Below are 26,618 nucleotides of genomic sequence, written 5' to 3'. Positions count from 1 at the left end.
GCTTCGTCACATTCCGCGCACACACCCGCTCACAAGGCCGCATAGAGTCGGCACGAGAAGGAGGTGGCACTATGCCCGTTGCCGCGCGCGTGCAAAGAGCGCTGCACCAGGTGAGGCACTCCGTTGCTGCGCCCGCCCGAAACCCGCGCATGGCCGTCGTCATCGGTCGACTGCTCGCACTCGCGTTCCTGCTGTGCTTCGCAACCGGGCTGTACAGTCACTTTCTGCAGAACCCCGCGCCGTGGATGGTCTTTCCCACCCGGCCGGTGTGGATCTATCAGGTTTCGCAGGGCCTGCACATCACTGCCGGCATCGCCTGCTTTCCGTTGCTGCTCGCCAAGCTCTACACCGTCTTCCCCGAGCTGTTCCAGAGCCCTCCGGTTCGCTCTTTCACCCATCTGCTCGAACGCGCATCGATCGCGGTGCTGGTGTCAGCATCCCTCGTTCAGATCACCATCGGCCTGCTGAACACCTACCAGGCGTACGCATGGTTCGACTTCTCGTTTCGTCTCACCCACTACGCCTTGAGCTGGGTCATCATCGGCTCGCTCGCGATTCACATCGGCGTGAAACTTCCGCTCATCGCACGGTATTGGCGCAAGCGCGACTCGTATCACGACGATGGCTCGGTGCTCGAGCGCGTTGACGATGAAGATGATCCGGATGCTGCGCTTGACGTGCCCGACGAGCTTCGGCGCCTGACGGGCGAGTCTCAGACACACGGCGTCACGGGTCGCGTGTTCGCGTGGATCGACAAGACGCCACCTCCTGCCGACGACTCTGCTGATGCCCGCGCCTCTCGGCGTGGATTTCTCACCGCGGTCGCTGCCGCCGTGGGCGCGGTGGTCGTGCTCACCGCCGGCCAGTCATTTCGGCTCTTCGACGCCACCAACCTCTTCGCCCCCCGCAAGCAGGGCGTCGGCGCACAGGGCCTTCCCGTCAACCGCACGGCCAGCGCGGCGGGTGTGCTCGAGAGCGCTATGGCGCCCGAGTGGACGCTCGCCGTTTCTTTCGGCGGCGTGCGAGAGGTGTTCTCTCTCGCACGCCTTGAGGCGCTCCCCCAGCACGACGTCGTGCTGCCGATCGCCTGCGTCGAGGGTTGGAGCCAGAACGCGCCATGGCGCGGGCCGCGCCTGAGAGACCTGCTCGACGCGGTAGGCGCTCCCGCTGATGCGCACGTGCGGATCACGAGCTTGCAAGAGCGGGGAGGGTTCGGAGTAACCGAGATGCAACCGGAGTTCGTCCGTGATGAACTCACCCTCGTGGCCCTGCGGCTCTACGGTGAAACACTTGACATCGATCACGGCTACCCCGCCCGAATCATCGCTCCCGGCCGGCCCGGGGTGCTGCAAACCAAGTGGCTCAGCACGATCGAGGTGATCTCATGAAAGCGACGCGCATCGCCCTGATCACGGTCGGCATTCTCGCCATGGTCGTCGGCGCAGTGGTCTTCGCCAACGACGTGCGACCAGACCAGTACCTGGCGATAGCCACCTGGTTGGTCGCAGCGCTGATCGTGCACGATGTGCTCATTGCCGGTCTGGTGTTCGTCGTCGCCTTGGCCGGGCGCAGAGCAGCAACGCGGGTGCCGGTCGCGCCGATCGTGATGGTGCAGGTCGCGCTTGCGCTGGGCGGGATCGTTTCACTGATCGTGATTCCCGAGATCGTCAAGGCTGCCATTGGCACCGCGAATCCGAGCGTGCTGCCTCTCAACTATGCGCTCAACCTCGCGTGCTTCCTCCTGGTGCTGGCGGTCGCCACAGCGGCAGCGGTGGGACTGCACGCGCTGCTGGCGCGACGATTAGACGCACAGCGCTTCGAAGCCTGACCACATGCGATCCTTGGCGCGGCAGCGACTCCGCCGCGGCTCATCGGCGCCTCAGCGCTTCGGTGCGTGCGAAACGCGATCCTTGCGCAGCACGACGAAGCGTCGCTGACCGTCGGCCCACGCGTCTGCGACAACCAATCCGCTGCGGCTGCCCACACGCGCAAGCGCCGCCGACCCGACGCGCGCCCACGGGAACGGTGCGCTCTCATGGCCGTCCTGGCCCACAGCGGTGTACACCGCGCAATCGAGAAGCTCCGGGTCAACATCAACCTCGACCACAAGGCATCCGTCGTCTGCCATTAACTCAGCGCACCGTGAGACAAGAGCCGCCGGGTCACCGCCAATGCCGATGTTGCCGTCCATCAGCAACACCGTCGCCCACGAGCCCTCGAGCGGCAGCCTCTCGAAGATCGAGCGTCGCAGCACCGGGGTGCCGTTCGTCGCGGCGAGCGCGGCAGCATCCGCCGAAACATCGATTCCGAGCGCCGCGAGCCCGTTCTCCTCGGCCGCGCGCACCATGCGACCAGGGCCGCAGCCGACGTCGAGCAACGGTCCATCGAGATCGGCGAGCACAGCCAGGTCGACCGCGTTGGCGGGCGATCGCCATCCTTCGACGTCGAGCACAACCGTTCCGGTCGGGTCATCAATGCGACGCAGCGCCAGTGCCGAACTACCGGTTGCTCCAAGCATCAGCGCGTAGGGCTCGTCGCCGCCGGCGCCGAAAGAGATCAGTGTGCTCATGACCGACTCCCCACCGGGTGCAGGGGGCTTGCTTCGCTGACGGCCCGCGCGAAGCGCGAAGCGGGGATGTCTGCCGCGACACTGTGCGCGTCTGCGGCGAGATCGACGTCGAGCAGCGTGACGAGATGCTCGACACTGAGCGCAGCCCGTTCCAGCGCCGCCAGCTGAAGTGCTCCGGTATCGGACTGCGACATCGCGACTCCGCGGATGACGTCTCCGCGCGGTTCGCGCATGCCCAGCGCCCAGAAGCCGCCGTCGGCGGCCGGACCGAAAACCACGTCGGTGCGGTCGGGCCAACGCAGCTGTGCGGGCTTCACTTGCGGAGTGTCCATGCCGATCAGCAACAACGGCTCGTCGATGAGATCGAAGATCGCGCCAAGCCGTTCATCGAGTGTTCCCCGCGTTTGGGCGATCACCTCAAACCCTTCGTGAGGGGTGGTCGTGGCATCACCGTCGAAGTACAGAATGTGGCGATCTGCAGCAACCCCACGAGCGGTTTCGAGCGTGTCAGCAAGGCTCGCAGCGGCGATCTTCGCCGCCTGCTCAGGCGTGAACGATGGCGATAGCCGGGTCTTCACTCGCCCCGGTACGCACTCTTTGGCAATCACGACGACGGCGGTCATGCGTTCGTCTCGCGCAGAATACGGCTCATGTCAGAAATCGCTGTCGCTGTTCCTCTGACGGTTCCAGTCACTTTTGAGCGTCCCACGCGGGGCGCATAGGCGACATCGGTTTCGACAATGTTCCAGCCTGCGGCGGCCGCGCGCAAGACCATTTCGAGCGGGTAGCCACTGCGCCGGTCTCGCAGGTCGAGATCGACGAGCGCCTGAGTGCGCGCCACGCGCATCGGCCCCAGGTCACTCACTTTGACGCCCGACACTCGTGCGATGCGACGGGAAAGCACCCTGTTGGCGACGCGAGCGTGAAAAGGCCAGGCAGATCGTTCGGTGGGCACTCGGCGGCCAAGCACCAGATCTGCGCCGTGGTCGAGCATGGCAACCAGCCGGGGCAGCTCAGCAGGATCGAGAGACGCATCGGCATCACAAATGGCAACGATCGGTGCGGTCGCCGTCGCAACTCCGGCAGCCACCGCTGCCCCGAACCCTTTGGCGCTCTCAGCGATCACCGTGGCTCCAGCCTCACGGGCGATGCTGGCCGAGTCATCGGTCGATCCGTTGTCGACCACGATCGCGCGGTAGCCATCAGGCACCCTCGACAGCACCCACGGCAGAGCTCCGGCCTCATTGAGGCACGGGAGCACGAGATCGACCTGAATCATCCTTTGACGTTAAGCCCCGTACACCTCCTCGTCACCTAGGAAGTCTTACGGATCACAAACGGCGTATGATTCCGCCCGGGATCACGCGCTGACCCGGCGTAATGTGAGGGTGTGATGTCTGAACCCGCCCGATCGTTGGCCAACAATGACCTCACGGATCGTCGCGTGCTTGTCGTCGACGATGACCCCACCGTCTCTGAAGTCGTATCGGAATATCTGCGCTCGGCGGGTTTCATCGTTGATCGGGTATCTGACGGTTTTGCGGCGATTGACGCCGAGGCGCGCATCTCGCCAGATCTGATCGTTCTCGACCGGATGCTGCCGGGCATCGATGGCATCGAAGCATGCCGCCGCATCCGCAGCTCAAGCTCGACTCCGATCATTCTGCTCACGGCTCTCGGCAGTGAAGATGACCGCATTCGCGGGCTGGAAGCTGGTGCCGATGATTACATCACCAAGCCCTTCTCGCCCCGCGAACTCGTTCTTCGCGTGCGATCGGTATTGCGCCGATCGCTGGCTGAGCTCGCTCCTGAATCAGCTCTTGACCGTGGTCCGTTCCGAATCGATCCGGCCGCGCGCGTGGCGATGATGAACTCGGTGCTGCTGAACCTGACCGTGCGTGAGTTCGATCTGCTCGCGTTCTTGGTGAAGCATCCCGATCAGGCTTTCAGCCGCGAAGACCTGCTCTCGCGAGTGTGGGGATGGACGCACGGCGATCTGTCAACAGTCACCGTTCATGTGCGCCGATTGCGCGAGAAGATCGAACCCGACCCGACTCACCCAGTGCTGCTGACGACCGTGTGGGGAATCGGCTACCGGCTGGACCTCAAGGAACACACCAAATGACCGGTCCCGAACTGATGCACGTAGCGGGCCTCGCGCTCGTCATCACCCTGATTGTCGGCGGCGCCGCCGTGCTGCTTCTGATAATCCTGCGACGTGCATCGCTGATCGTGCAGGTGCTCGTGCTCGTCTTCGCCGCAATCGTCGGGGTGATCCTCAGCATCGTCGGCGCGTCATGGCAGATGTACATCTCGGCGCATGACCTCACTGTCGCCGTGAACGCCGCCGTGATCTCGGGTCTGGTCTCGCTCGTGTTGGTGGCCGGGCTCGGAGCAGTCGTGGTGCGAAACGCAAAGTCGCTATCGCTTGCTGCACGACGAATTGGCGAAGGCGAGCGGGTCGATGCCGTCGGTCCCCAATCGGTCGGCGAGCTGACAGCGCTCGCGGGCGAACTGGTCGCCATGAGCGCCAAGCTCGAGGAGTCGCGCGAACGCGAGCACCGCATCGAAGAGTCACGTCGTGAGCTCGTCGCATGGATCGCACACGATCTTCGCACCCCACTGGCGGGAATCATGTCGATGGCAGAGGCCCTCGAAGACGAACTCGCTGCCGATCCGCAGCGTTATCACCGTCAGATGAGAGAGCAGGTTTCTCGCCTCTCGGCGATGGTCGACGATCTGTTCGAGCTGTCGAAGATCGATTCCGGTTCATTGCGGCTGTCGCTCGAAGAGGTCTCGCTCTATGACGTCATCAGTGACACCGTTGCTGATTTGCGCCCGATCTCGGGCGCACGCGAGATTCGCATCGAGTCAGAGAGCGGCGCGAGTGTGATCGTGCGCGCTGACCCACGTGAACTCTCGCGTGCGGTGTCGAACCTGCTGGTGAACGCGATTCAGCACACCCCCGAGGGCTCTCCGATCACCGTGGCCGCGTCGGTGACTGACGGTCGCGCGTGCGTCGCCGTGATCGATATGGGCGGCGGTATCGACGAGGCAGACCTCGCGCGGGTGTTCGATCCGGGTTGGCGCGGCGCCACAGCTCGAACGCCTCAGCCGCAAGAGACCAGTGCAATGTATCCGATGCGCTCAAGCGGCGCCGGCCTGGGCCTTGCCATCGTGCGCGGCATAGCCGCCGCGCACGAGGGTGAGGTCACTGTGCGCAACGTGCCGGGCGGATGCCGCTTCGACCTCATTCTTCCGCGGGCGGGCGAGTCCGCAGGGTCATTCGCCTAGCACTACGCAGGGCGTGAGCGACTACGCCGGTCGCGACGGGGGTTACTCAATCGCGAAGCGGGCACTCAGCGCGAAGCGAGTTACTCAGTCGCGAAGCGGGGATGCCGCAAACTCGCGCAGCCCCTCGGCGAGGCCAACCGACGCAGACCATGCCAGTTCAGCGTGTGCGCGCTCAGATGACGCAGTGATGTGTCGCACATCGGCGGCTCGAAACTGTCCGGTGACGATGGGCTCCGGCCCGTTGCAGACACGGCTCAGTTCGCTCGCAACGTCGAGGATGGTCGATACCGTGCCCGAGCCGATATTGAAAGCACGGGAGGGCGCAGCATCCATTCGTGCTGTCCACTCCATAGCCGCGACGTTCGCCGACGCGATGTCGTCGACGTGCACGAAGTCTCGTCGCTGGCCACCGTCTTCGAAAACGCGAGGGGCCTGTGCATGCTCGAGCGACGAGCGAAAGATCGCTGCCACACCGGCATAGGGCGTGTCTCGCGGCATGCCGGGGCCATACACATTGTGGTAGCGCAGCATGGCCACCTTTCCGCCGACCTCGTGTGCCCAGATGGTGGCAAGGTGCTCTTGGGCGAGCTTGCTGGCGGCGTACACGCTGCGCGGATCGAGAATCGCGTCTTCGACGGTGAGAGCTGGGTTGAGAATCTCTCCGCTGGCTGGATCACGGGGTTCGAACATGCCGTTCTGCAGGTCTTCCGCGCGTCGCGGCCCGGGGCGCACGTCTCCGTGATGGCCGACGTAGCGACCTTCTCCGTAGACCACCATCGACGAAGCGAGCACCAACCGGCCGATCTCGGCACGGCTCATCGCGGCGAGCACTTCTGCCGTTCCCACAGCGTTCGAACGCATGTAGTCAGGCGCGTCACTGAAGTCGACGCCCATGCCGACCTTCGCTGCCTGGTGACTGACGACGTCAACACCTTGCATACACCGATCTAGCGCTGCGGGGTCAGTTACGTCGGCCTCGATGAACTCGACTTCCCTGGCGATCTCGGGTCGGGTCTGGTGCACCGAGGGCACGAGCGCATCAATAACCCGCACTTCCCAGCCACGAGCCAGCGCTGCAACGACGATGCGCGAGCCGATGAAACCGGCTCCCCCGGTGACAAGTACGCGCGTCATTGCTTCACCACCGCGTCGATCGCGGCACGATCGATCAGTTCACGTGCGGCATAGTCGGCGGGCAGCGCTGTGACGATCCGTTCGATCGCGCCGACCAAGCGCGGTTTCGCTTCGTGCAACACGGCGAAAACCGCCTCGGCGGTTACGGCGTCTTCAGACGTCTCTCCCGTGTCGAGATCTGTGACGAGGCAGAGAGCCGCCGCGTCGATGCCGAGTTCTGCGGCGAGCGCGATCTCGGGATAGAGCGTCATATTCACCAGGTCGACTCCGCCCGCTCGGTTGATATGAGACTCCGCTCGCGTTGAGAAGCGGGGCCCCTGAATGACGAGAACCGTTGCGCCGTCGCTGAGTTCGGGGCACGCATCGAGTGCCACCGTTCGCAGGGCGTTGTCGAACGGGTCAGAGAACGGCAGGTGTCTCACGACGTTGCCGTCGAAGAATGTGTCTGCACGGCCGTGCGTGCGGTCAACGAGCTGGCTGGCCAACGCGATGGTGCCGACCGGCAGCTCGGGGTTGAGCGAACCCACTGCGGCGGTAGAGATCATCGCCTTCACCCCCAGCGCGGCGAGCGCCCAGATGCAGGAACGCGCGTCGATGCGGTGCGGGGGAACGGAATGATCACGCCCGTGCCGGGGAACGAACGCCACCACGTGCTCACCGATCCGGCCGATCGTCACTCGCACGGTGGCGCCGTAGGGCGTGGCGATATCGACGTCTTCGCCGCGGTCGAAGAGTTCATATAGACCAGAGCCGCCAACGACCCCGACCATGGCCTGCGCAGTCACATTTGCAGAGGGAACACCAGTCATCTCCCCACATTGTCACGTCGGCCGCCCCGAGCGCGATCCACTCTCTTACGAATCGATGACCGCGAGCGCGGCATAGGCTAGAGGCATGGGTGACGACCGCGAGATTTCCGAAGATTCCAGCTGCGGATCGAACTGTTCATGCGGAGCTCCCTCCCGCGGTGAGTTCCTCACGATCGGCGCTCCTTCTGCGGCGCCGTCGACGGTGGATGTTGCACCAGCGGGCCGGCACGAGCTTGCCCAGGCGCTGATTCCTGCGGGCACGTTCGTGATGGGCGACTCTTCGGGTGACCGCAACGAGGGCGACGGTGAAACTCCGCAGCACCGGGTAACGCTCGACGCGTTCTCGATCGATGCCACCTCGGTCACCAATGCCGCGTTCGCGCGCTTTGTCGACGAAACCGGCTACCGCACCGAGGCTGAGACTTTCGGCTACTCGGCGGTCTTCCATCTCGCCCTCGCCGCCGAGCCCAGCGACGTCATCGGCCAGCCGCCGGGAACGCCGTGGTGGCTCGGTGTCACTGGTGCCGACTGGCGCCACCCCGGCGGCCGCAAATCCTCTGTCGACGGACTCGATGAGCATCCCGCCGTGCACATCAGTTGGAACGATGCTGTCGCCTACTGCGAGTGGGCTGGGCGCCGACTGCCCACAGAGGCCGAGTGGGAGTGCGCGGCGCGCGGTGGACTGGAGAGCAAGAAGTATCCCTGGGGTGATGAGGAGCCCGACGCGGGCGGCGCCTGGCGGACAAACATCTGGCAGGGGCAGTTTCCTCGCACGAACACTCTCGACGATGGCTTTCTCACCACCGCGCCAGTGCACACCTTCGAGCCGAACGGTTTTGGCTTGTGGCAACCTATCGGCAACGTGTGGGAGTGGTGCGCCGACTGGTTCGATCCGCGGTATTACGGGGTCTCCCCCGAGCAGAACCCGACAGGCCCCGATTCGGGTCAGGCCCGGCTGCTGCGCGGCGGTAGCTACCTCTGCCACATCTCGTATTGCAACCGATACCGCAATTCGGCTCGCAGTCAGAACACGCCTGATTCGTCGATGGGCAACGCGGGGTTCCGCACCGTCGCGGCGTAAACCCCGCCAAGATCGGCTATGACGCCTCAACGGTGTGGTCGTGCACTGCCGAGCTGTACATCGTGCCGTTCAAGTCGAGGTAGAGCTGACGCTCAGTGACCGACAGCGTCATCGTGTTGCGTCGGTCGATGCTGCCCACCGCTTCGTCGATGAACCCGTGATCGAAACTGTGCATGGTGATCAACGCCGAGTCATGGATGCGCTTGCCCACCCAAGCGGCGCGCACCTTCTCGGGATCGCGGTGCGTGTAGATCGTGGTGCGGTCTGCCAGTTTGCTCGCGTAGTGCAGGCGCGGCGCGTCGGGAGCACCAATCTCGATCCACACGGTGATTTTGCCCGTCAGATCGCGCACCAGCACCGCCGGCTCTTCGGTCGAAGAGATTCCCTCGCTGAACACGATGCCTTCTTCATACTCGAGGCAATACGCGAGCAGCCGAGTCATCATATAGACCGCCGTCTCAGAGGGGTGTCGCGCGAGCCTCAGTGTGAGCTCTTCGTACACACCACGATCGACGTCTGCCAGCTGCACCGCGAAGGTGTGCATCGTTGCTCCGAGTGCCATAGGCACTGAGCCTACGCGTCGTCAGCGGCGTCGTTACTCCGCGACTGTGACGCTGCGATCGAATGCCACGAAGCCTGCAAAGTCTTTGCCCACGCGCTCTACGGCGCCCGGCCGCAAATCTGAGTAGCTCCACGCTCCGTCTTTGACGACCTTGTCGCCGATTTTCACGTCGAAGTACTGCGCAGCGCCCTTCCACGGGCAGGTGTAGGCAGTGGGGCTTTCGATGAAGAACTCCGAAACGAGGCTCGATCGAGGGAAGTACCAGTTTCCTTCGATATAGGCGAGATCGTCCTGCTGCGCTTCGGCGATCGTCGTGCCGTCAACTACTGCCTTCATGATTCCTCCTGCCGCCGGATCATCCGGTGATGATCACTATGGCTACGAGCGTATGCCCGTTCCACGGCATCAGGGCCGGGCTAGTGAAGGCTCGATTCGAGGAGGATAATCAGCACCCCGAAAGCGGCGGTGCCCAGCGCCCCGAGCAGCCGCACCCACCATCGTGAATCGCGAATCGCGAACGCCACAAAGCCGAGCACCCCGAGCATGACGGTAGCGGCGAGCAGCGCCCAGAAGATCGCGCGTGGCGGTGCAAGCACATCGATCATTCCAAGCACCAGCGGAATCGCGGGCAACACCGCTGCCTCGAGCATTCCCACCGACTCATCGGCACCGTGCTTGATCGACGCCCATATCGTTGCGCCGTCGGCTCGCTCGTCAGCGTGATGAGCGAGCGAGTACGCATACACGTGCGCTGACCAGAACACGACGAGCGTGACAGCGCTGAACACGAAGACCGACGCGATTGTGTCGCCTTCATGACGATTGACAGCCATCGCGGCGATCAGACTCGCGAAAACCAGCAGCCCGTAGATCGCGGCCGGCGTTCCCAGGTGACGCAGTAGACGGTTCTTGACCATGGGGCAAGACTATCGAGGGTGTCGCTGCCGTCACGAATACCAGTGGTTGATTTCGAGCGCGCGAGTTAGCGTGGTGCCATGGCCGCTACCCCCTTCGATTCCCTTGATGATTTCATCGCGCTTCCGCGTGTAGAAGCGGCAGCCTTGTCGCCAGATGGCACCACAGTGGTGCTCACCGTTGCCACGTTGAACAACGATGCGACGGGCTATGAGCGAGCGCTGTGGAGTGTGCCCGCAGACGGTGGCGGCGCGGCTCGGCGCCTCACGCGGTCGGCGAAAGGCGAAGCCGGAGCAACCTTCACCGCGAGCGGAGACGTGCTCTTCGTGTCGGCGCGGCCAGATACTGAAGGTGATCGCGACGACCAGCCGGCACAATTGTGGCTCTTGCCCGCGGCAGGCGGTGAAGCGCGACCCATCACGAGACTGGCCGGCGGCGTCGATGCGATCGCCGCAACCGCAGAGGCGAGCCACCGCGTCGTCATCTCAGCCTCATTGCTGCAGGGCGCAGCGAGCATCGAAGCAGATGCCCAACTGCGAGGGCGGCGCAAAGAGAAGAAGGTCTCAGCCATCTTGCACGAGAGCTACCCGGTGCGATTCTGGGACCACGATCTCGGGCCGAGCGAGCCGCACCTGCTCTCTATTGACGTCGCAGACCTCGACGACACCATCTCGGCCGCTGTCCACGCCGCCGATCAAGAGTCCGAAGGCTTGCCAGGCACCGCGACTGCCGAGGCCAAGCCCTACCCGGCGTCGCTCCCGCGCCCGCAAGACCTGACGCCTCGACCTGGTCGCTCAGCCAACATTGCCGGAGCCTCGCTCACTCCGGACGCTCGCACCCTCATCGCTTCCCTCCATCAGCATGAGCAGCGCGGAGGCCGGCAAGCGTTGGTCGCCATCGACACCGAGAGCGGCTCGCACGCGACGCTTTTCGACGATGCAGGAGTGGACTACGAGAGCCCGGTCGTCAGCCACGACGGACTGCGACTTGCCTACCTGCGTTCAGAAAAAGCGACGCCGGCTGGCCCCACTGATACCGAGGTCTGGGTCGCCGCCCTCGACGGTGCCGAGCCGCAGCGTCTGGCTTTGAGCTGGGACCGATGGGCCACCAGTATGCAGTGGGATGCTGACGACAACGCCCTTCTCGTGACCGCCGACGACAATGGGCGCGGACCGGTGTTTCGCGTGCCACTTGACGGATCAGCACCGACGAAGTTGACCGACGACGAGTTCACCTACACGCACGTCTCGGTCGATCTCACCAGTGGTGGCTTTGTTGCCCTGCGCTCCTCGTGGGTTGTGCCGCCGCACCCGGTGCGCGTCTCGCCGAGCGGAGAGGTCACCGCGCTGGCGACTCCCGCGGCGGCACCGGCGGCGCCCGGCGAGATCACCGAGGTAGAAGCCACCGCCGACGATGGCACCCGGGTGCACGGGTGGTTGCTGCTGCCCGACGGCGCTTCAGCACAAGCACCGGCTCCGCTGTTGCTCTGGATCCACGGCGGCCCGCTGGCCAGCTGGAACGCGTGGAGTTGGCGATGGGCGCCACTGCTCGCAGTCGCGCGCGGCTACGCCGTATTGCTACCAGACCCCGCCCTATCGACGGGCTACGGACTCGACTTCATCGCGCGCGGTTGGAATGCCTGGGGATCCGCACCCTACACCGACCTTCTCGCCATCACTGACGAGGTGGAATCGCGCGAAGACATCGACCACACGCGCACCGCCGCGATGGGCGGGTCATTCGGCGGCTACATGGCGAACTGGGTCGCCGGCCATACCGACCGATTCAGCGCGATCGTCACGCACGCGAGCCTGTGGGCGCTCGACCAGTTCGCGGGCACCACAGATTTATCGGTGTACTGGCAGCAGATCTTCACCGAAGACGCGATGCGAGAGAACTCACCGCATCGCTTCGTCGGGGACATCAGAACACCGCTGCTCGTCATCCACGGCGACAAGGACTATCGGGTGCCCATTGGCGAGGGGCTGCGTCTCTGGTCGGAACTGGCCGAGCACCACGCCGATAACGAGGGGCGCATGGCGCACCGCTTCCTCTACTTCCCTGACGAGAATCACTGGATTCTGAAACCTCAGCACGCCGTCATCTGGTACGAAACGGTGTTCGCTTTCCTCTCACAGCACGTGCTCGGCGACGAGACTCCGCGGCCTGAGCTTCTCGGCTAGCCGCGGCTCACATCTTGGCGTAGCGGGCGCGCGTGAAGCAGAAGAGTCCATAGATGGCGAGGCCTGCGCCGACGACCCAGAGAATCACCGAGCCGAACGGCAATTGCGCGAGCGAGTGAAGCGCCGCATCCAGCCCCCCGGCGGCCTCGGGGTCGTGGGTGACCGCAGCGACGACGAACAATATTCCGGTGACCGCAACGGCGACACCCTTCGCCACATAGCCCACGGTGCCGAAAGTCAGGACGCCCTTTTCTCTTTTGTCGCCCGGCAGTTCAAGATTCTTCTTGAACGCCTGAGTGATGCCACGAACAATGAAGGCAACGCCGACGGCGGCAACGCCTAGCCCGACCAGGACGAGCAAGAAGACGCCACCGGGTGCCGCTAGCACGGTCGCGCTCAGGGTCTTGGTTGATTCGGATGAATCAGACTGCCCGCCGAGCGCGAACACCAGAGCGGTGCCGCCGATCGCGAAGTATGCCGCTGCCGTGCCGATGTACTTGGCGCGGTAGCCCCACTTCTTCTTAGCGTCGGAATCGCGTTCCAAGAATGCTTCAGCGACCTGCCAGACGCCCAGGGCGAATAGTCCGACCGCGATGATCCACAGCAGGGCGAACCCCAGCGGATTCTGTTGCAGTGCTTCCATCGCGCCGCCCTGATCGGCTTCGCCGCCGCCACCGGTCGCCACCGAGATGGCGATCGCCCCAATCACGATGTGCACGACGCCGAGAACTACGAACCCGATCCTGGCGAGCGTTCGGAAGATAGTCGAGCTCTGTGCTTTCGCTGCGGCGTTCTTAGGAGTGCTCATCGTCGCATGGTAGCGCGACGAAAAGTCTGCGTCACTGGGTCTCGCTGCGCCGGTATAGTTTGCGCGATGCTCGCCGGTCTCGAACCGCCTCCACTGCGCACCAGACCAGCGTGGCAACGGCGACGCCCTCAAGAAACCCCGCGACAACATCACTGAGCCAGTGCGCGTAGAGATACGTTCTGCTCCACATCATCAAGACCACCCAGAGCGTGCCGAGCGCCCAGATGTACCAATGCCTCAGGAGCAACGCGAGAGTGATCGCGAAAGTTGTCGCCACTGCAGTATGCCCGGAGGGAAAGGATGTCGCCATGCTCTCTGCCAGCGAATCTGCTGGCCGCATTCTCGCGATAACTGCCGCCATCGGCGCACCGATCGCTACGACCACCACGAGCGCGATCGCCACATTCGCTGCATCCCATCGCCGCTTGCGCCACAGAAAGGCTGCGACGGCCACGGCTCCCACGCAGATCATGCCGACCGTGCCACCGACGATCGCCGGGATCCAGGCGATCACGATTCCCGCGTTCGAGTACGTTGTCACCATCAAGGCGTGCCACCACACGTCTACCGTGAGCGGCTCATGATCGCCAAAGGCGACCACGAAGCGAAGGATGACGAAGGCCACGGTTGCGGCAACGCCCACGACCAGCGCGATCGGGCGTCGCGGGTCGGGTTTTGGCGCGAGTGTCGCTCGAGGGGGTTCGAGAGGAGGAAGCTCGGTCATGTTCCACTCATCGCGAGGCGGCGTACCAGGCGGCAAGCCGCTCGAGTCCCTCGTCTATTGAAACAGCAGGTGTCCAGTCGAGAACACTCCGGGTTTCGCGCTGGTCGAACCAATGAGCGGTCGAGAGCTGCTCGGCGAGAAAGCGTGTCATCGGCGGTTCGTCGACGCCTGGCTTGATCGCCCACACCTTCTCAATGCCCGATCCGGCCGTGCGCGCGAGGCTCGAAGGCACGCTCCACGCTGGCGGAGCGACACCCGCGGCCAGGCAGATGCCCGCCAGCAGATCGCCTACGGGCCGTGGCTCGCCGTTGGTCAACACATAAGCGTTGCCGTGCGCTTCCTCTGCGCGCCGCAGCGCAGCCGCAATGCCAGATGCGGCGTTGTCGATGTAGGTCGAGTCGATGAGCGCCGTTCCTCCGCTGAGCAACGGCAACCGCCCTGCACGGGCCCGCTCGACAACTCGCTCGACAAGTTGGGTGTCACCAGGCCCCCAGACGAGGTGCGGGCGAATCGCGACGACCCGCATCGTGTCGCTGTCGCGCGCAAGAGCCAGCAGCTCGGCCTCAGCCTTGGTGCGAGCGTAGTCACCCCTGGCGTGCGTGGGCGACGCCGGTTCTGCGCTCACGCCGGCGAGTGCGTCGCCCGCGTGAGCGACTGAAGGAGATGAGACGAACACGAATCGAGATGCTGCAGCATGCTCAGCAGCATCCAATACCGTTCGTGTTCCCTCGATATTGATCGAGTGAAAGTCTGCGGTATCGCCGGCGAGCGACACTTTAGCCGCAAGATGCACCACCGCATCGGCGCCGACGAGGGCTCGCGCGACGACGGTTGGGTCGGTGATCGAACCAAGGTAGTCAGTGGCCCCATCGACGGCGGAGGGCCGACGTTGCAGGGTGCGCACTTCATGGCCCGCCGCGAAGAGTTCTGCGGCGACCGCGCCGCCCAGAAATCCCGACGCACCGGTGACAAGAACGATCATGGTGCGCTCGGAGCCTGACCTGACAGCGTGCGATCGGCCCAGACCGACAGACGCGTGCGGTCGATCTTCGAGTTGTGCCGAATGTCGGTGGGCAGCTCGCTCACGGCGAGCACCGCGGCGAGCGTCACACCTGCATGAGCGCGCACTTCAGCGGCGAGCACAGGATCTGCGAGCGCAGCACGACGAGCGCGGGGAACAGTTTCGACCACCGCGACCGCTTGGCGCAGTCCGTGCGGGCCGACGCCGACAACCGCCGCGCGGCGCACACCCGCAACTCGCTCGATCTGCTGTTCCGCACCGACCGGAGCAACAGGACCATGCTCGCCGACAATGACATGAGGAAGGCGGCCCTCAACCCAGAGCCTTCCCTGAGCGTCCAGGTGGCCGACATCGCCGGTACGGTGCCAGCGAACATCGACTTCCGCAACATCGGCTTCCGAAACCGTGGTGTCACGCACCGCCTCACGGTTTGTCAGCCACAGGCGGTCGTAGTGGTTCTTCAGATGCGGAGCTGAGACGACGATCTCGCCGAGCACACCCGCCCTGTCGCTCGGAGTGCCGGTCGCTTTGCCATCCGCGTCGAGAGTGCTGACCAGCACCCGGCCGGCGCCGATTGCAGAGCCCACGCAGACTCCCGACTCGGACGAGCCAGCGATACGACGAATGTCGTCGAGAGTGATATCTGTCACCAGCAGGCACTCGGTCATCCCGTAGGGAGTGTGCGGGGTGGCATTCGGCATGAGCGCGGCAACCTGCTCGAGCAGATCTGAGTTGATCGGTGCACCGGTGGAGAGAAACGTGCGCACGCCCTTGAGCGTGTCGCGCTGCGCCGCAGTGAGCGCGTCAGCCGTCGCGACGACATTCATGATGGCCGCGGGCGAGAGAAAGACGATCTGCCCGTCAGACTCTTTCACCGCGTCGGCGACCGCGGTCGCGGTGAGCGTGCGCGGTGCCGAGACATCCATGTTGGGCGTCACCGAGCGAGTGCCGAGCGCCGGACCGAGCAAGGCGAAGGGTGCAAACCCGGTCACCAGCCCAGTGTCGTGCGTCACCTCGAAGTGCGCGGCGAGCGCGTCACGCAATGCTGAGAGCTGCGCGTGCGTGTAGACAACCCCTTTGGCGGGGCCGGTCGAGCCAGACGTGAACAGTATCGCGGCGTAGTCGTGCGGCTCGGGCTCAGCCGGCTGTGGAGCGTGTTTGCCGAACGCCACGATGTCGGCAAGGCACGTCTCGACTGAGAGCGCCGCCGCAGTGACGCGAGGAAGCCGCGGTGCAGAGATCTTGACGCCGGGCCAGCCCATCGCGCGAGCGGCGGCCAAGCCTGGGGTCTCGCCGATGATGAAGTCGGGGCGTGCACCACGCACGGCTCGCGTGAGGCCGCGGAGCCCGAGCCCCGCATCGGCCACGACCACGACAGCGCCGATACGCAGGCACGCGTAAAGCACGGCGGTGAGTGTCGGTCCTGGGGGCACGAGCAATGAGACGCGGTCACCCTTTTCGATGCCCATCGCTGCGAAGCCCGCGGCCATGGCGCGGACGCGCTCATCGAGTTGACGCCAACTCACCCGCAACGGCCCCGCGGCGCCGTGTGAAGCCATATCGATGACGGCGATGTCATCGTCGTCGCGGCGCTCGTCGAGTTCGTGCCACAACGGCACGAAAGAGTCAGCAACAGCTGCCGCAGTGGGCGCCGGCGACTCCCGAGCCGCGATCGCCTGCGCATTGTCACCAAGCCAGGTCAGCACCGAATCGGCGTAGGGTCGGTCTTCGGCGATCAGGTGGCTTGCCCCCTCGAAGCGGTGCACGTCGGCGTGGGGCAACCGTGTCACGAGATCGTCGAGGTAGCGATCGCTGAAGATCGGATCGTTCGGCCCCCATAGCAGCAGCGCGGGCACCGTGAGGGCAGCTACCCCATCTGCGATTCTGCTCAGTTCGGCGAAGCTCTCGTGACGAGCATCTACTGGGATGTCAGCCACGAAGCCCCCAATCGCCTCGCGTCGATCTGCACCGCGATACGGCGCACGATAGGCGTCTTTCACCGCTGTCGATAGCGGCGGCGAAGCGAGGGCAAGCGTGGTTTCGAGAAACGCGGTGGTGTGCACGGTAGACGCGGCAAGCATTCCGCGTGCGCCAGCGAGGCGAAGCGGTGCCGGAATAGGCACCCCCTCGGGGTGGTGAATTGCGGTGTTCAGCAGGGTCACGGCGGCGAGATGCTCGGGATGATCGACCGCCCAGCCCATTGACACGACGCCGCCCCAGTCGTGGCCGAGGGTTGCTACCCGGCCGTCCAGACCGAGAGCGTCAGTGAAGGCGCCGAGATCGACCACACGTTGGGCCAAGGGGCGATGCGTGCCGGTGCGCTCTGAGAAACCCATATCGAGCTGATCGATTGCCACCACTCGCCACGCTTCGTTGCCCGCTGCGGCGGATCGCACAGATGCGTCGACGATGCCGCGCCATACATACGACCAGGTCGGGTTGCCGTGCACCGCCAGAATCGTGCCGACCGGTTCTATTCCCAACCGTTGCAACTCGTCAGCGGTGTCAAGGTAGTGCCAGTCACGAAGAAGACCCTCGTCGACGCCTCGACCTGCGACAGAGCGAATCCGGCTGAATCGCCGATCGAGTCCGGGCAGTCCCACAGGAGGAAGCGAGGCGGCTTTCGTCACCAGGCAAGCTCCATCATCGCGGTGTTGAGTCCAGAGCCCACGCCCATCAGCAGCACCCGATCTCCGCGCTTGAGCGTCTCTTGCTCTTCAGACAGCGTGATCGGTATCGAAGCCGGGCCGACATTGCCCAGACGCGAGAACGTCGTGGGCACACGTGAACGATCGAGCTTTGCTGCTTTGACAATGGCGTTCGTGTGCACCGACGAGACCTGGTGGGTGATGTAGCGATCCATCGACGACCAGTTCCACTCGGTCGACGCCTCTTTCCATGCCGAAACGACAAGGTCGAGTCCGCCCTTGAGCAGAGCTTTGGCGTCGGTGAACATGCCGTCGACGCTACCGACGCACAGCTCGTGAAACTGAGTGGCAGCGCGAGTGACACCACCGATGATGCGGTGTCCTTCTGGGTGCTCATCAGCGCGGCCGAGAATCGCTGCCGCTGAACCAGAGCCGAGTGTGAGCGACGCGAACTCACTCATGAAATCGTCGCGACCGACACCATCGTCCGACAGCCGGTCAATCGTATTGACCTGGATCTCATCAGCGTCTTCGCCGTTGACCACGATGGCATAGCGAATCTGCCCTGATTCGATCATGCTCGCCGCAAGATTCATTCCGCTGACGAACCCGAGGCACGCATTGGCGACATCGAAGTTGACGGCCGACGTGGGCAGACCGAGCCCGTGGTGCAGTCGCACGGCGACCGATGGCTCAAGATGCTTGCGCGTGACCGAGGTGTTGATGAGCAGCCCCACCTCTGAGGCGTCGACGCCAGCTTCAGCAAGCGCCCGCTTTCCAGCCAGCACGGTGGCCTCGTCAGACGACTCCCCAGCCGCCCAGTTGCGCCGTTCGAGCACTCCAGCGACGCGACGCAGCAAACCAGGTCGCAGGCGCAGTCGTTTGAGTGCGGGTGCAAGCCGCTCTTCAATGTCATCTGAGGTCGTCACCCTGGTGGGCAACACACTAGTGACTGACAACAGCGAGACGTTCGCGAATCGGGTAGTCGCGTTTCCGGCCAACGGTACCTCCAGGTGATGAGGCATCACGCTTGATATTCAAAGAACTAGCCTAGCGCCGCTTGCATGAACCAATGAGCATGTTAGACCGCTCTCGGTTGATCCATACGATGCGCCCGCCCGCTGAGGCTCCTCCGTCCACCGCCATAGCCCGGCCTAGGCGAACGGTCAAGCCCCTTCCTGCCGCTCCCCACGGCGGTTCAAATAGATGCTGAGCCGCCAACCGCTGCGCGCTCGGTCACGACGAAGGAGAACACTATGGGTCTAGACGACAAGATCAAGAACGCTGCCCAAGACCTCACCGGCAAGGGCAAAGAGGCCGCGGGCAAAGCGACCGACAATGAGCGACTCGAAGCCGAGGGCCACGTTGACCAGGCCGAGGCGAAAGCTAAGAAGGGCGTTGAAGACGTCAAGGACGCCTTCAACTAACCGCTGATCCAGGGGTGGTCGAGACTAGCGGTCTCGGCCACCTTTGTGCGCTCTGCAACTTCATGCCATCTGTACGATGCCGCACCGAGGCAATCTCGTGATACTCAGACTGATCACGCACTAGTTCAGATCAATCACGACAAAAAGAGCAGAGGGCACGCCGTGGCGAAAATTTCGAAGGTTGTTCCCCCGTGGATGCGTGACTACAAGCGCAGTTGGTTCTCTGCAGACGTGATCGCGGGCGTCACTCTGGCCGCAATCGCGATCCCCGAGGTCATGGGCTACACCTCGATCGCGCAGACCCCTGTGATCACTGGCCTCTACACAATCATCTTTCCGACGCTGCTGTTCGCGCTGCTGGGCTCATCGCGACTGCTGGTGGTGGGTGCAGACTCTGCGACGGCGGCGATTCTTGCAGCGGGCCTCGCCGGACTCGGCATCGCGGGCCTCTCTCCCAACACAACGGAATGGGTGGCCTGGACCAGCCTCGTCGCGCTGGTCTGTGGCGGTCTCCTCGTGCTGGCGAGACTCTTGAAGCTCGGCTTCCTGGGCGATTTTCTCAGCGCATCGGTGCTGATCGGCTTTCTCACGGGCGTTGGCATCTCGGTGCTCACCGGCCAGGTACCCGACATGCTTGGCATTTCAAAGGGCACGGGCAGTTGGTTCGAACAGCAGTGGTACACAATCACTCACGTCACAGAAGCCAGCTTGTGGACTGTCGCGTTCGCCGCGGGCACATTGATCATCATCATCGGTTCCAAGATGATCAGCCGCAAGATACCCGGCGCAGTGATCGCCGTCATTCTGTCGATCACGCTGTCGAATGTGATGGATGCACCGAGTCACGGCGTCGCCGTCATTGGCCCCGTCCAGGGCGGGCTTCCCCCCATCGGATTGCCAGAGGGAATCACGCTCTCAGACATTCCGGCCGTCGTGGGCGTCGCCCTCTCGTGTTTCTTCTTGATCATTGCGCAGAGCGCCGCCACCTCACGAAGCTTCGCAATGAAGCACGGGCAGCAAGTCGATATCAATCGCGACATCGTAGGGCTCGCGGGTGCAAACATCGCAGCCGGTCTCACGGGAACATTCGTGGTGAATGGCAGCCCGACCAAGACCGAGATTCTCGACGAGCAGCGTGGACGCAGTCAGATGGCCAACATCGTCATGGCGCTCGTGGTGTTGTTTGTGGTGCTGTTCTTGACTGGATTTCTGACCAACATGCCGGTTGCGGTTCTGGCTGCGATTGTCTTCATGATCGGACTCGGGCTCGTCGACTTCAAGGGCCTCAAGCGCATCCGCGCGGCGAGAGTGAGCGAATTCGTCATTGCTGTGTTCACCGCAATCGTCGTGTTCGGCTGGGGAGTCGAGCAGGGCATCATTCTGGCCATCATCCTCTCGATCATCGAACTCGTACGGCGCGCGTACTCACCGCAAGACTTCCTCGTCGGAGTAAACAAAGACGACCAACCGACGTACATCACAGCGACTCCGGGCTCGCAGAGCCTCCCCGGCCTGATCATCTTCCGCTTCGATGCTCGCCTGTTCTATGCGAACGCGAGCCTGTTCGTCGAAGACGTGCGCAAACTGGTCGATGACGCGCCAGACCAAGTACGTTGGTTGGTGCTCGATTGCTCTTCAATCGGCGACATCGACTACTCAGCCAGCCTGAACATCGCTGATCTCATCAAGGCGCTGCACGACGAGCACCGCGTCTTCGCGTTGGCGAACGTCGACCCGGCTCTTATGGACGAGCTACAGGCCTACAAAACGCTTGAGTTCTTCGACAACACGCACATCTACCCAAGCATCACCGCTGCCGTCGGTGCGTTCCGTGCCGCGCCGACATCTGAGGCGAAACCACAGGCATAAGCCACCGGGGCTGTTCCCTCTGCCAGCTAGTCGCGCGGGTGAGTCGGCAGCCGCCGACGATCCCAAGACCCCAAGATGTGAGCCTCCATGGCCTGACGCGCGGCCTCACGATCGCCTGCGACAATCGCATCGAAGATCAGCTGGTGTTCTGCGTGGGTGATCTCGAACGCCTGCGCCGGGTCGACACCGTGATAACGGCTGCTTTCCAACGCCCGCTCGAACAGGCCGTGGGCGACGTTCTCCGCAAGAATGTTGCCCGAGAGCTGCATCACCAAAAGGTGGAATCGCACATCGGCGTCACGGTAGGACGCGGAATCATGCAGCACCGATTCCATCTGCTCGAAGCTGGCGGTCAGTCGCGCAAGATCATCGCTCGTGCGCTTGGCAGCAACAGCCCCCGCCATTGCCGCCTCGAGAGCTCCGCGCACCACACTTAAGTCGTCGAGAATACCGAGCGCGTCGTCGTGGCCAATGAGCGACGAAATCACCAACGGGTCGAGCAGATTCCACGAAGACATGGGGTTCACGTGAGTACCGCGCCCCTGTGCGACGGTCACCATGCCCTTCTCTTGCAGGCGCTTCACCGACTCGCGAATCACCGTTCGACTCACGCCGAACTCCTGGCTGAGAACCGCCTCGGGCGGCAACGCGTCTGCGGGCTGGATCTGACCCGACACAATCGTTTCGACGAGCTCCTTGAGCACCGTCGCGCCGATCCGGTCGATCGGAACGCGCGAGGTCGCGGGAGAAGAAGCAGCGTCGCCGGTGGTCACATTCGACACTCTAGACGTTGTGCAGCACTGAACACACATCCCACACCACACACAGCAGACATATGATGTATGCTGTTCATACAATTGAGTGATTCGGGAGTCAAAGGCGATATGAAAATCACGGGATACCGCTGTCTGCGGACCTTTCACGACTGGGGCCGCCCTGTCGGGGACGCCAACGGCTACATCGACTCGGGCGTCACCGACGTTCCCCTGGTGATTCTCGAAACGGACAGCGGCCTCGAAGGCATCGGCATGGGATCACACCATGACCTCGACCGACTTTTCCCTGCCCTTGAGGGCCAGGACCCGCGAGCGGTGTCTTCGTTGTATGACCGCATGCTTGCCCGCGTGTTCAAGAGCGGGCATGGCGGAGCGACGTTCGGCGGCGTCGGCACGTTCGACATGGCGCTTTGGGACCTCAAAGCGAAAATCGCCGGCGAACCGCTGTGGCGACTGCTCGGCGCATCCGATCGTTTTGTTCCCGGATACGCCTCTGGCCTCGACATCGCGCTTGACAATCAGCGGCTCGCCAAGTTCTACAGCGAGATGGCAGACCGCGGATTCACCAGCGGCAAGCTGAAAGGCGGGCGCGACGCTGCGCACGACATCGAGCGACTCGAGATCATGGCAGATGCGTTGCGGCGCAACGCCGCCGAACCCGGGCTCATGCTCGATGCCAACGAATCTTGGAACCTCAAGCAGGCCGTGCGCTACGTGTCGAAAGTCGAAGAGCACGTCGATCTCACATGGATCGAAGAACCACTCCGCCGCTGGGACGCTGCGGGATTCGCACGCTTGAGCAAGTCGGTTCGCGCAGCCGTGGCAACCGGTGAGAACCTCACCGGTCTCGAACAGTTTCGACCACTTCTGGATGCTGGCGGCGTAGACGTCGTGCAGGCGGGCGCCGTGTGGGGCATCACCCACTTTCTGCGCGTCGCGGTTGCCGCCCATTCCCGCGACCTGCCGGTGAGCCCGGTGGGGCTGACTGCAAACCACTCCGTCGCCGCAGCCGCAGCCGCCGTTCCCAACCACATGTCTGCCGAAGTGCAAGATCTGGGTGCGCCTTTCGGCCTCACGATCGACCAAGAGTACAGCGACGGCGGGATCGTGCTTGGCGACCTGCCCGGCGCGGGAATCTCAATCGACGAGGTGGCGATCTCGGCGCGGCAAGCGTCAGCATCGTGGCTCATTGCGGCCGGCCCACACGTGCGGTCAGACCGCACCGGCCTTCGTCTGGTGACCGACCCGACGTGGGGAATCTAGCCGCGCCCTCGCAAGATGCCCCGATCCTGATAGATCGGGGCATCTTCGTTTACCCGCTCGCCTCGACGCAGAACGCCCCCGTGCAAAGCATGCACGGGGGCGTTTCACACCACGCGGGCACACCTACTCTTTGGTGCCGCCCGCCGTGAGCCCACTCACCAGGAACCGCTGCGAGAACAAGAAGATGATGAGCACCGGAGCCACCGAGAGAATCGTCGCCAGCGCAAGCACCGGCAACGAAATCGTGACCGAGCCCGAAGTCGTCGGGTTGAACAGCGGCACGTTCGAGAGCAACTCCGCCAAGCCCACCTGAATCGGCGACTTTCGTCCCGGCACCATGACGAACGGCAGGAAGTAGTTGTTCCAGTTCGCCACCAGGCTGAAGAAGCCCACGAGGGCGATCACGGGAGTTGCCAGAGGCATCGCGATCTTCGTGAAGACGCGGAACTCCCCCGCGCCATCGATGCGTGCAGCATTGAGCAAGTCTTGCGAGACCGCCGTAGAGAAATAGATGTACGTCAGATAGACACCGAACGGGTAGAACGAGAACGGCAGGATTACCGACCATGCCGTACCGACCAGTCCCACCGCGCTGAGCTCGAGGAAGATCGGAAGCACCAGTGCGGTGTTGGGTATCAGCATCACGATCAATGTCGTCATGAGAAGCAGTTTGCGTCCGCGGAACTCAACCATGGCGAGGGCATACCCGGCCGGAATGCTCACCAGAAGCGTGATGACGAGAGCGACGCCGGAATACAGCGTGGCGTTGCCAAGCCACACCCACACGATGCCGTTTTGGAACGCCATCAGTTCGCCCCAGTTGCTGAACAGCGTATCGAAGGCACCGAAGCTGAACGGGTTGTCCAGTAAGAGCTCGCGTGCCGTCTTGGTAGGGGCGAGCATCAGCCACACCATGGGGATGACGAAGAAGAGCAAGAAGACACCGATGATGCTCCACGCGAGCACTCTTCCGAGCCAACGGCCAGGACTCGGTCGTTCGGTCTCAACGTCGCGTGCGCCGTAGCGCTTCGACTTTCCGGACTTGGGCCGGGTGATCAATTCAGTCGCGCTCAAAGAGTCCTCCTCGGAAGACGAATAGGGCGGAGAGCCCTGCAGCGACCAGTAGCAACAGGAGCGAGATCGCGGCTGACCCGTTGAAGTCGTTTTGGCGGAAGGCAAAGAGGTATGCCAATTGGTTCAGGGAGTAGTCCTGGGGCACCACGCCCTTGGACGCCTGCGACAGCACACGTGGCTCGACGAAAAGCTGCGTTCCCGCTGCCAGCGACATCACGACCATGTATGAGATCCACTTGCGCATCAGCGGAATCTGAATGTACCAGGCGGTGCCGATCGGGCCGGCGCCATCGATTCGGGCAGCTTCCATCACTTCAACGGGGATGTTGTTGAGGGCGCCGTACATGATGATGATCCAGCCGCCGGCGCCAGTCCAGAAGGCGATGAGGGTGAAGATGACGGGAAGGTTGTCGAGCGAAACCGTCTGCACGAACGTCTCAAGCCCGAAAAGGTGAAGCAGCCCAGCGACCGGGCTGACGTTCGGGTCGAGTAGGAACAGCCAGAGCATCACGCTGGATGCACCCGCAAGCGCTCCGGGGATGTAGAACAAGAACCGGACTGACGATGAAGTCCATCGCACTCGGATCGCATGTACCAGCAGTGCGAGCAGGACGACGAAGATTGTCAGCGAGATCAACCACGCGACGACGAACAGTGCCACGTGTTGCACAGCAGGCCAAAAGCGGTAGTCGCCGAAGACCTTGACGAAGTTGTCGAATCCGACAAACGCGCCTCCCTTGGTGAACGCGAGGAATACCGCGTACACCGCCGGTGCGATGCCGAACGCAAGCAGCAGCGCCGTGTAGCCACCAGAGAAGGCGTATCCGATGCGGGCTTGACTGCGGTCAGGGGCTTTTCGACGGCGGCTGACCCGCCGGGGGTCTTCTCGTTCGAGAGGACCGCCGGCAAGTTCCGCTGCCTGCGTGGTAGTAGTGATGGTGTTACCTATCGGTGTGAACTACTTGGTGGTGTAGCCCTGGACCTGGGCTTCGTTGAGGATCTGCTGGTGCCACTCCGGGACGATTTCTGCGATCGTCTTACCCTCGGCAAGCGCGGGAACCACAATGGCTGCGTACGCAGTCTCGGCGCTGAAGCTCGGGAAGCCCCAGCCACTCCATACGCTCGAAGCCGCCGTCTGCATGGCCGACTTGAAGTCGCCCACGAAGTAGCCGCTTTCAGCCTGCGTGTCGAGCCACGATGATGCAGCCGAGTCATATGCGGGCAGGCCCGAAGCGAGCGTCACAGCCTCGTCAGAAGCGGTTGCGAACTCGAGGAACTGCGCGACAGCGTCGAGGTTCTCGGAGTGGCTGGACCCGTACCAGACGCCGCCACCGACGTTGCCGGTCACCTGGTCTTCGCCCTCCCAGTACAGCGGGTCAGCAGCACCGATGGTTCCGGTGGGTGCGTTCACGTTGTCGGGGTTTTGAAAGATAGCGCCGGCGTACCATGCCGGGCCGGGGATCGCGACGATCTTGTCGGCGTAGTTCTCGACGAATGTCGAGCTGAAGATGCTGTCCTGCACCAGCGTGCCATTGGCCGACATGCGGTCAAGCATGTCAGTCATCGCGACTGAGTGCTCGTCTTCGAAGTCTGACGAGAACTCCTCTCCGTCGAGCTGGAAAATCGGAGCCTGTGCTCCCCAGTAGTAGACGTAGGTTCCGACGAACGAGTCGCCGATCGAGCCGAGGATGTAACCGGGGTGATCTGCCGCGAGCATCTCCCCGAGTTCTTCGTAGTCCTCCCACGTTTCGGGAATGTCGTAGCCAAACTCATCGAGCAGTGTCTCGTTGTACCAGAGCACGACGGGTGCCAGGTCGTTGCGCAGACCGTAGACCGTGCCATCGACCGTCATCGGGTCGAGCGCGCCGTCGGTGAAACCACTCAAGAAGTCGTCGCTCATGTAGCCCTTATTGAGGGGAGCGGCAAACGCCTGAGTGCCGTTTGTTTCTTTCGCAGCCCACGATGCGTCGTTGGTCTGCGACGAGAACACGACGTCGGGCCAGCCCTCGCCAGACTGGTCGAACAGTGCGATCTTGGTCTGGAACGACCCTGATCCACCGGCATTGCCGTCGTAGGTCTCAATGCTGACCGGAACGTCGGGGTTGGCCTCGACGAATGCGTTTGCGATCGGCTCGCGGGCCGCGTCGACCCATACTGTGATGGTGCTGTCGGCGACCTGTTCGGCCGTGGTGAATCCGTACTCCGAGTCGTCGCTCGAATCGCCAGCGTCGCCGGAAGAGGAACAGCCGGCGAGGGCGGCTACGGCAACCAACGCGGTGGCTGTAGTGAGAGTTCGGGTGAGCGGGCGGCGGTGCTGTGCAGCCATTGCGCGAGCCTTTCTTGGTCGGCTTCCTTGACGACGTGCCACCGAACTCGGTGACAACAGGTTTCATTAGATCATACATGTGACCTATGAGCAATGAGTCGAGCGGCTTGATGACAAAAGTGTGGGCCGTGGAGC

General features: G+C 63.4%; 26 protein-coding genes. 9 read left to right on the top strand and 17 right to left on the bottom strand.

The features are described 5' to 3' along the window. Window positions 1-71 precede the first annotated feature (71 nt). Together SJY18_RS10480 and SJY18_RS10475 are read left to right on the top strand one after the other, a co-directional pair. Window positions 72-1,388 (top strand): molybdopterin-dependent oxidoreductase, encoded by a 1,317-nt coding sequence (locus tag SJY18_RS10480; protein ID WP_396667513.1) that lies wholly within the window; start codon window positions 72-74, stop codon window positions 1,386-1,388. After that, window positions 1,385-1,828: a hypothetical protein gene (locus tag SJY18_RS10475; protein ID WP_396667512.1), complete on the top strand. Its 444-nt coding sequence runs from the start codon at window positions 1,385-1,387 to the stop codon at window positions 1,826-1,828. Before SJY18_RS10480 ends, SJY18_RS10475 begins: the two co-directional genes overlap by 4 nt. Window positions 1,829-1,879: 51 nt before the next feature. Here the strand turns inward: SJY18_RS10475 and SJY18_RS10470 are convergent, their stop codons facing one another. From SJY18_RS10470 to SJY18_RS10460, 3 genes are read right to left on the bottom strand one after another with little or no spacing between them, the layout of a single operon-like run. Then, window positions 1,880-2,569: a methyltransferase domain-containing protein gene (locus SJY18_RS10470; RefSeq protein WP_396667511.1), complete on the bottom strand. Its 690-nt coding sequence runs from the start codon at window positions 2,567-2,569 to the stop codon at window positions 1,880-1,882. After that, complete coding sequence (locus SJY18_RS10465) at window positions 2,566-3,192, bottom strand: DUF2064 domain-containing protein (RefSeq protein ID WP_396667510.1); 627 nt, start codon at window positions 3,190-3,192, stop codon at window positions 2,566-2,568. The genes SJY18_RS10470 and SJY18_RS10465 overlap by 4 nt, the downstream gene beginning before the upstream one ends. Beyond that, window positions 3,189-3,848 carry a glycosyltransferase family 2 protein gene (locus tag SJY18_RS10460; protein WP_396667509.1) on the bottom strand — a complete coding sequence of 220 codons (660 nt, stop codon included), beginning with the start codon at window positions 3,846-3,848 and terminating at the stop codon, window positions 3,189-3,191. Before SJY18_RS10460 ends, SJY18_RS10465 begins: the two co-directional genes overlap by 4 nt. A 114-nt stretch (window positions 3,849-3,962) precedes the next feature. Between SJY18_RS10460 and SJY18_RS10455 the strand changes: the two genes are divergently transcribed. After that, complete coding sequence (locus tag SJY18_RS10455) at window positions 3,963-4,694, top strand: response regulator transcription factor (RefSeq protein WP_337336968.1); 732 nt, start codon at window positions 3,963-3,965, stop codon at window positions 4,692-4,694. After that, window positions 4,691-5,863: a sensor histidine kinase gene (locus SJY18_RS10450; protein WP_396667508.1), complete on the top strand. Its 1,173-nt coding sequence runs from the start codon at window positions 4,691-4,693 to the stop codon at window positions 5,861-5,863. The genes SJY18_RS10455 and SJY18_RS10450 overlap by 4 nt, the downstream gene beginning before the upstream one ends. 84 nt (window positions 5,864-5,947) lie before the next feature. On the opposite strand, the gene SJY18_RS10445 is transcribed toward SJY18_RS10450, so the two are convergent. Both SJY18_RS10445 and SJY18_RS10440 read right to left on the bottom strand, forming a co-directional pair. Continuing rightward, window positions 5,948-6,997, bottom strand: coding sequence for an NAD-dependent epimerase/dehydratase family protein (locus SJY18_RS10445; protein ID WP_396667507.1), 1,050 nt, complete (start codon window positions 6,995-6,997; stop codon window positions 5,948-5,950). Next, window positions 6,994-7,806 (bottom strand): MTAP family purine nucleoside phosphorylase, encoded by an 813-nt coding sequence (locus tag SJY18_RS10440; RefSeq protein WP_396667506.1) that lies wholly within the window; start codon window positions 7,804-7,806, stop codon window positions 6,994-6,996. Before SJY18_RS10440 ends, SJY18_RS10445 begins: the two co-directional genes overlap by 4 nt. Window positions 7,807-7,891: 85 nt before the next feature. Between SJY18_RS10440 and SJY18_RS10435 the strand changes: the two genes are divergently transcribed. Beyond that, window positions 7,892-8,887 carry a formylglycine-generating enzyme family protein gene (locus SJY18_RS10435; RefSeq protein ID WP_396667505.1) on the top strand — a complete coding sequence of 332 codons (996 nt, stop codon included), beginning with the start codon at window positions 7,892-7,894 and terminating at the stop codon, window positions 8,885-8,887. Between the two features lie 16 nt (window positions 8,888-8,903). On the opposite strand, the gene SJY18_RS10430 is transcribed toward SJY18_RS10435, so the two are convergent. The 3 genes from SJY18_RS10430 to SJY18_RS10420 form a co-directional block, all read right to left on the bottom strand. Continuing rightward, window positions 8,904-9,449, bottom strand: coding sequence for a YaeQ family protein (locus SJY18_RS10430; protein WP_396667504.1), 546 nt, complete (start codon window positions 9,447-9,449; stop codon window positions 8,904-8,906). Window positions 9,450-9,482: 33 nt separating this feature from the next. Then, the gene (locus SJY18_RS10425; protein ID WP_337336962.1) at window positions 9,483-9,785 is read right to left on the bottom strand and encodes a DUF427 domain-containing protein; all 303 of its coding nucleotides are present in this window, start codon (window positions 9,783-9,785) and stop codon (window positions 9,483-9,485) included. An 80-nt stretch (window positions 9,786-9,865) separates the two neighbouring features. After that, window positions 9,866-10,366: a hypothetical protein gene (locus SJY18_RS10420; protein ID WP_396667503.1), complete on the bottom strand. Its 501-nt coding sequence runs from the start codon at window positions 10,364-10,366 to the stop codon at window positions 9,866-9,868. Between the two features lie 78 nt (window positions 10,367-10,444). Between SJY18_RS10420 and SJY18_RS10415 the strand changes: the two genes are divergently transcribed. Beyond that, a complete protein-coding gene (locus tag SJY18_RS10415) occupies window positions 10,445-12,547 on the top strand; it encodes a S9 family peptidase (protein WP_396667502.1) in 2,103 nt (700 codons plus the stop codon). 7 nt (window positions 12,548-12,554) lie between these two features. Here the strand turns inward: SJY18_RS10415 and SJY18_RS10410 are convergent, their stop codons facing one another. From SJY18_RS10410 to SJY18_RS10390, 5 genes are read right to left on the bottom strand one after another with little or no spacing between them, the layout of a single operon-like run. Further along, a complete protein-coding gene (locus tag SJY18_RS10410; protein WP_396667501.1) occupies window positions 12,555-13,355 on the bottom strand; it encodes a DUF1206 domain-containing protein in 801 nt (266 codons plus the stop codon). A gap of 31 nt (window positions 13,356-13,386) precedes the next feature. Continuing rightward, on the bottom strand, window positions 13,387-14,079 hold the full coding sequence (locus SJY18_RS10405) for a phosphatase PAP2 family protein (RefSeq protein WP_396667500.1): 693 nt from the start codon (window positions 14,077-14,079) through the stop codon (window positions 13,387-13,389). Between the two features lie 7 nt (window positions 14,080-14,086). Further along, window positions 14,087-15,061: an NAD-dependent epimerase/dehydratase family protein gene (locus SJY18_RS10400; protein ID WP_396667499.1), complete on the bottom strand. Its 975-nt coding sequence runs from the start codon at window positions 15,059-15,061 to the stop codon at window positions 14,087-14,089. Further along, window positions 15,058-17,730, bottom strand: coding sequence for an alpha/beta fold hydrolase (locus SJY18_RS10395; protein ID WP_396667498.1), 2,673 nt, complete (start codon window positions 17,728-17,730; stop codon window positions 15,058-15,060). The genes SJY18_RS10400 and SJY18_RS10395 overlap by 4 nt, the downstream gene beginning before the upstream one ends. Beyond that, complete coding sequence (locus tag SJY18_RS10390) at window positions 17,727-18,773, bottom strand: 3-oxoacyl-ACP synthase III (RefSeq protein WP_396667497.1); 1,047 nt, start codon at window positions 18,771-18,773, stop codon at window positions 17,727-17,729. The genes SJY18_RS10395 and SJY18_RS10390 overlap by 4 nt, the downstream gene beginning before the upstream one ends. Before the next feature lie 231 nt (window positions 18,774-19,004). Between SJY18_RS10390 and SJY18_RS10385 the strand changes: the two genes are divergently transcribed. Continuing rightward, entirely contained in the window at window positions 19,005-19,175 is a 171-nt protein-coding gene (locus tag SJY18_RS10385) for a CsbD family protein (protein ID WP_396667496.1), read from the top strand. Between the two features lie 162 nt (window positions 19,176-19,337). Continuing rightward, window positions 19,338-21,044, top strand: a complete 1,707-nt coding sequence (locus SJY18_RS10380; RefSeq protein ID WP_396667495.1) for a SulP family inorganic anion transporter — start codon at window positions 19,338-19,340, stop codon at window positions 21,042-21,044. Between the two features lie 26 nt (window positions 21,045-21,070). Here SJY18_RS10380 and SJY18_RS10375 read toward each other — a convergent pair whose 3' ends face one another. Beyond that, the gene (locus SJY18_RS10375) at window positions 21,071-21,817 is read right to left on the bottom strand and encodes a FadR/GntR family transcriptional regulator (protein ID WP_337336953.1); all 747 of its coding nucleotides are present in this window, start codon (window positions 21,815-21,817) and stop codon (window positions 21,071-21,073) included. Window positions 21,818-21,928: 111 nt separating this feature from the next. Between SJY18_RS10375 and SJY18_RS10370 the strand changes: the two genes are divergently transcribed. After that, window positions 21,929-23,083: a mandelate racemase/muconate lactonizing enzyme family protein gene (locus SJY18_RS10370; RefSeq protein WP_337336952.1), complete on the top strand. Its 1,155-nt coding sequence runs from the start codon at window positions 21,929-21,931 to the stop codon at window positions 23,081-23,083. Between the two features lie 123 nt (window positions 23,084-23,206). Here SJY18_RS10370 and SJY18_RS10365 read toward each other — a convergent pair whose 3' ends face one another. The 3 genes from SJY18_RS10365 to SJY18_RS10355 form a co-directional block, all read right to left on the bottom strand. Then, window positions 23,207-24,157 carry a carbohydrate ABC transporter permease gene (locus tag SJY18_RS10365; RefSeq protein WP_337336951.1) on the bottom strand — a complete coding sequence of 317 codons (951 nt, stop codon included), beginning with the start codon at window positions 24,155-24,157 and terminating at the stop codon, window positions 23,207-23,209. Continuing rightward, the gene (locus SJY18_RS10360; protein ID WP_337336950.1) at window positions 24,144-24,923 is read right to left on the bottom strand and encodes a sugar ABC transporter permease; all 780 of its coding nucleotides are present in this window, start codon (window positions 24,921-24,923) and stop codon (window positions 24,144-24,146) included. Before SJY18_RS10360 ends, SJY18_RS10365 begins: the two co-directional genes overlap by 14 nt. 192 nt (window positions 24,924-25,115) lie before the next feature. Then, window positions 25,116-26,483 carry a carbohydrate ABC transporter substrate-binding protein gene (locus SJY18_RS10355; RefSeq protein WP_337336949.1) on the bottom strand — a complete coding sequence of 456 codons (1,368 nt, stop codon included), beginning with the start codon at window positions 26,481-26,483 and terminating at the stop codon, window positions 25,116-25,118. Window positions 26,484-26,618: the final 135 nt, after the last annotated feature.

This window comes from Microbacterium sp. R86528, from assembly GCF_044596335.1.
GTDB lineage: Bacteria > Actinomycetota > Actinomycetes > Actinomycetales > Microbacteriaceae > Microbacterium > Microbacterium marmarense.
Note: the sequence above shows the minus strand (reverse complement) of the source record. Positions and strands in the feature narration are given on the sequence as shown.

Bases quoted from the DNA above. Each gene is read 5' to 3' on its own strand.
- SJY18_RS10480 (WP_396667513.1), top strand. From the start codon at position 72: ATGCCCGTTGCCGCGCGCGTGCAAAGAGCGCTGCACCAGGTGAGGCAC.
- SJY18_RS10475 (WP_396667512.1), top strand. From the start codon at position 1,385: ATGAAAGCGACGCGCATCGCCCTGATCACGGTCGGCATTCTCGCCATG.
- SJY18_RS10470 (WP_396667511.1), bottom strand. From the start codon at position 2,569: ATGAGCACACTGATCTCTTTCGGCGCCGGCGGCGACGAGCCCTACGCG.
- SJY18_RS10465 (WP_396667510.1), bottom strand. From the start codon at position 3,192: ATGACCGCCGTCGTCGTGATTGCCAAAGAGTGCGTACCGGGGCGAGTG.
- SJY18_RS10460 (WP_396667509.1), bottom strand. From the start codon at position 3,848: ATGATTCAGGTCGATCTCGTGCTCCCGTGCCTCAATGAGGCCGGAGCT.
- SJY18_RS10455 (WP_337336968.1), top strand. From the start codon at position 3,963: ATGTCTGAACCCGCCCGATCGTTGGCCAACAATGACCTCACGGATCGT.
- SJY18_RS10450 (WP_396667508.1), top strand. From the start codon at position 4,691: ATGACCGGTCCCGAACTGATGCACGTAGCGGGCCTCGCGCTCGTCATC.
- SJY18_RS10445 (WP_396667507.1), bottom strand. From the start codon at position 6,997: ATGACGCGCGTACTTGTCACCGGGGGAGCCGGTTTCATCGGCTCGCGC.
- SJY18_RS10440 (WP_396667506.1), bottom strand. From the start codon at position 7,806: ATGACTGGTGTTCCCTCTGCAAATGTGACTGCGCAGGCCATGGTCGGG.
- SJY18_RS10435 (WP_396667505.1), top strand. From the start codon at position 7,892: ATGGGTGACGACCGCGAGATTTCCGAAGATTCCAGCTGCGGATCGAAC.
- SJY18_RS10430 (WP_396667504.1), bottom strand. From the start codon at position 9,449: ATGGCACTCGGAGCAACGATGCACACCTTCGCGGTGCAGCTGGCAGAC.
- SJY18_RS10425 (WP_337336962.1), bottom strand. From the start codon at position 9,785: ATGAAGGCAGTAGTTGACGGCACGACGATCGCCGAAGCGCAGCAGGAC.
- SJY18_RS10420 (WP_396667503.1), bottom strand. From the start codon at position 10,366: ATGGTCAAGAACCGTCTACTGCGTCACCTGGGAACGCCGGCCGCGATC.
- SJY18_RS10415 (WP_396667502.1), top strand. From the start codon at position 10,445: ATGGCCGCTACCCCCTTCGATTCCCTTGATGATTTCATCGCGCTTCCG.
- SJY18_RS10410 (WP_396667501.1), bottom strand. From the start codon at position 13,355: ATGAGCACTCCTAAGAACGCCGCAGCGAAAGCACAGAGCTCGACTATC.
- SJY18_RS10405 (WP_396667500.1), bottom strand. From the start codon at position 14,079: ATGACCGAGCTTCCTCCTCTCGAACCCCCTCGAGCGACACTCGCGCCA.
- SJY18_RS10400 (WP_396667499.1), bottom strand. From the start codon at position 15,061: ATGATCGTTCTTGTCACCGGTGCGTCGGGATTTCTGGGCGGCGCGGTC.
- SJY18_RS10390 (WP_396667497.1), bottom strand. From the start codon at position 18,773: ATGCCTCATCACCTGGAGGTACCGTTGGCCGGAAACGCGACTACCCGA.
- SJY18_RS10385 (WP_396667496.1), top strand. From the start codon at position 19,005: ATGGGTCTAGACGACAAGATCAAGAACGCTGCCCAAGACCTCACCGGC.
- SJY18_RS10370 (WP_337336952.1), top strand. From the start codon at position 21,929: ATGAAAATCACGGGATACCGCTGTCTGCGGACCTTTCACGACTGGGGC.
- SJY18_RS10355 (WP_337336949.1), bottom strand. From the start codon at position 26,483: ATGGCTGCACAGCACCGCCGCCCGCTCACCCGAACTCTCACTACAGCC.